Origin of the sequence: Candidatus Infernicultor aquiphilus (genome assembly GCF_002784285.1) — a bacterium.
Taxonomy (GTDB): Bacteria; Atribacterota; Phoenicimicrobiia; order Phoenicimicrobiales; family Phoenicimicrobiaceae; genus Infernicultor; species Infernicultor aquiphilus.
The window spans coordinates 1-3,543 of sequence record NZ_PFKO01000015.1 but is presented as its reverse complement, the minus strand read 5'-3'; the positions used below and the strand labels follow the sequence as shown (position 1 = coordinate 3,543).

Annotated in this window: 3 protein-coding genes; all 3 read left to right on the top strand. The window is 34.2% G+C overall.

The window, feature by feature from the left end:
• Window positions 1-778: ABC transporter permease (locus COZ07_RS00430; protein WP_406606648.1), on the top strand; the 778-nt coding region annotated here is incomplete at its 5' end.
• A 149-nt stretch (window positions 779-927) separates the two neighbouring features.
• Window positions 928-2,409 carry an L-fucose/L-arabinose isomerase family protein gene (locus tag COZ07_RS00425; RefSeq protein ID WP_406606647.1) on the top strand — a complete coding sequence of 494 codons (1,482 nt, stop codon included), beginning with the start codon at window positions 928-930 and terminating at the stop codon, window positions 2,407-2,409.
• A 116-nt stretch (window positions 2,410-2,525) separates the two neighbouring features.
• Window positions 2,526-3,543, top strand: a 1,018-nt coding sequence (locus COZ07_RS00420) for a GntR family transcriptional regulator (protein WP_406606646.1), incomplete at its 3' end; no start/stop codon positions are given.

Here is a 3,543-nt window from a genome sequence, read left to right as displayed (position 1 = left end):
TTTTGTACTGGCTATGGGTGAAATAGATCTTTCCTTTCCGTCGACTATGGCCTTATCAGGCTTTATTTTTACCAGCACATTTCAGGCTACAGGTAGTGTTATATTAGCTTTAATATATAGCCTTTTATCCGGTGTAATAGTTGGGTTTATAAACGGAACCTTAGTTACATCAATAGGTATTCCTTCAATTGTAGCTACCTTAGGTATGCAATTTTTAATCAGGGGTTTTAGTAATATTATATCTAATGGTTTAGCTAAGACAGTAGCATTAGATAAAACTATTTCCTATAAAATATTTGCTGAAAAGTTAGGAGTAATTCCGGTTCAGTCAATTTGGTTTATAGGGATAACAATTTTCTTCTATTTCTTACTTTTTAGACACAAGTTTGGTGAACATGTGTTATTTATAGGTGATAATCGGGAAGCTGCAAGAATGATGGGTGTAAATGTAAATAGAGTAAAAATAATGGTTTTTATATTGATGGGAATTATGGCTTCCTTTGCCGGGATACTAAGTTGTTACCGGATGAGAACCTGGTGGCCGACCATGGGAGAAGGATATATAATGATGGTAATGGCTGCTGCTTTTGTGGGCGGTACTTCTATGTTTGGTGGAGAAGCTAGTATCGAGGGTACTTTCATTGGTTCATTTGTTATTGGTTCTTTAGAAGCAGGTATTGTTGCTGCAGGCCTTTCTGGTTTCTGGACACAATTTGTTTGCGGGGTTTTAATCATAGCTTCAGTAACTATTCATACCTTAGCAAAGAGAAGAAAATAAGGTAGAAAATAAGATATAGATAATGTAATATTATGAAGTAAAAGGGAGTGATATGAAATTTAAACTATTTAAGGAGCCAACGTTTTTTCACTTAAAACTTTGCGTTGAAGGACGTCAGAGGATTATCAATAATTTAAGGGAGGATTTAAATGATTAACATTCCTAAAATAAAACTTGGGATAGTTGCTGTAAGTCGTGACTGTTTTCCTATTGAACTTAGTAAAAGTAGGAGAGAAGCTGTTATAAAAGCGTGCAGCGAAAGGGGAGTTTCAATTAAGGAAATTAAGACAACTGTTGAAAACGAAAAAGATGTTTTAAAGGCCTTAAAAGATTTGAAAGAGGCAGAAGTTAATGCATTGGTATTATATCTGGGTAATTTTGGCCCTGAAGGCCCAGAAACAATGCTTGCTCAAAAGTTTTCAGGACCTACTATGTTTGTTGCCGCGGCAGAAGAAACTGGAGAGAATTTAGTAAATGATCGCGGAGATGCATATTGCGGTATGCTGAACGCTTCATATAATTTAGGGCTAAGAAAATTAAATCCTTATATTCCTGAATATCCTGTTGGTACGGCTGAAGAGATAGCAGAAATGATATTGGACTTTGAAAATATCGCTAGAATATTACTGGGACTCAAAAAACTCAAGATAATAAGCTTTGGCCCCAGACCTCAGGATTTCCTTGCCTGTAACGCGCCTATACAACCCCTGTATGATTTAGGTATAGAAATAATGGAAAATTCAGAGTTGGATCTTTTCAAAGCTTTTAATAATCATGAAAATGATTCAAGAATATCAGAAGTAGTTAAAAATATGGAAAAAGAATTGGGTGATGGAAACAGATATCCAAAAATACTGTCCAAACTTGCACAGTATGAGCTTACACTAAAAGATGGGATAGAGCAGAACCTTGGGGCATCTGAATTTGCAATATTTGCTAATAAGTGTTGGCCTGCTTTCCAGACTCAATTTGGATTTGTGCCTTGTTATGTGAATTCAAGGTTTGCTATGAGAGGAATACCTATATCTTGCGAAACAGACATATATGGAGCATTGAGTGAATATATAATTACTCTGGCTACTAATTTACCAGCTACACTTTTGGATATAAACAATACAGTACCGAAGGATATGTATGAAGAAAATAGGAAAAAGGTAGAGAATTATAAACTAAACGACCTATTTATGGGATTCCATTGTGGAAATACTCCCATTTGTTATATAAAGAATGCTGAGATGAAATACCAGTTAATTATGCATAAATTTCTTGAGCCAAATAAAGAACCTGATATTTCCAGAGGTACCCTTGAAGGAATCATAATTCCTGGAGATATTACAATATTCAGACTGCAAGGTACTGCTGATTGTAAATTAAAGAGTTACATGGCTCAGGGTGAAGTACTTGATATAAATCCGAAATCCTTTGGAGGAATTGGTGTATTTGCTGTTAAAGAAATGGCCAGGTTCTATCGCCATATACTTATTGCCAAAAGATTTCCCCATCATACCGGTATAGCATTTAAACATGTAGGCAAAGTTTTATTTGAAACTATGAAGATACTGGGTATAAATGATGTAGCTTTTAATCAACCTTCAAATCTACTATATAGAAACGAAAATCCATTTGCCTAAATTTTAAAGTTGGGAATATTGTAAGTATGGATAGCAAATATTTGGGCTCTTAAAAGTGATGAAGTAAAAAAAACAGAATATACATTTATTTTTTATTGATTTGGAGAAAAGAAAAAATGATAAAACCGGATAATCATTTGCCGAAATATTATCAGCTAAAAGAATACTTAAAGCAGATGATTCAAAATGGAGAGATTATACCGACGCAAAAGTTACCTTCAGAAAGTGATCTTGTCCGTCAGTTTAAAATAAGCAGACATACGGTTCGTCATTCTTTTAGTGAGTTAGAAAATGAAGGATGGATATATAGAGAACAGGGAAGAGGTACTTTTTGCGCTTATCGAGGAAATAAAAAAGAGCAGAAAATAGCGGTTCTAACCACCTATATTTCTAACTATATTTTTCCCTCTATTATTAGAGGCATTGAAAAAATATTATCTGAATTAGGTTTTTCGTTTAGCATTGCCAGTACCGGCAATAATAAACGCAAAGAAGCAGAATGTATGAAAAGATTCTTAGAACAAGATATATCTGGCATAATTGTGGAGCCAACAAAAAGTGCTAAACCAAATATCAATCAAGAATATTTTCAGGAACTAGATAAACGCAATATCCCCTATATACTGTTACATGCCATATATCCTGATTTAGATTCCGCCTATATAATTATGGATGACGAAAAAGGCGGTTTTCTTGCTACACAATATTTATTAAAGTTAGGTCATAAAGATATAGCTGGAATATTTAAATCTGATGATTTACAAGGCATAAGACGACAGGCTGGTTTTTTGTCTGCCTTAAATAAATATAAGGTTACTGTAAATAATGAATTTTTAGGCAATTATGAAACTGAGCAGATGTTTTCTTATCCCTACCATTTTACTATAAACTTGTTGCAGAAAAAAAATCGACCAACTGCTATTGTTTGTTATAATGACCAAATAGCTATTCAGGTTATGGAGGCTATCCGTCGTAGTAACTTAAAGATTCCTGGGGATATTTCATTGGTAGGATATGACAATTCAAATTTAGCAGTTGCTACTGAGGTAAAGTTGACCACTATTAAGCATCCAAAAGAAGAGATGGGCAAACGGGTTGCACGCATGATAGTAGATATGATTAATGGGAAGGTCA

What these genes read in the sequence shown, in the direction of transcription:
- COZ07_RS00425 (WP_406606647.1), top strand. Translation starts at nt 928, where the DNA reads ATGATTAACATTCCTAAAATAAAACTTGGGATAGTTGCTGTAAGTCGT.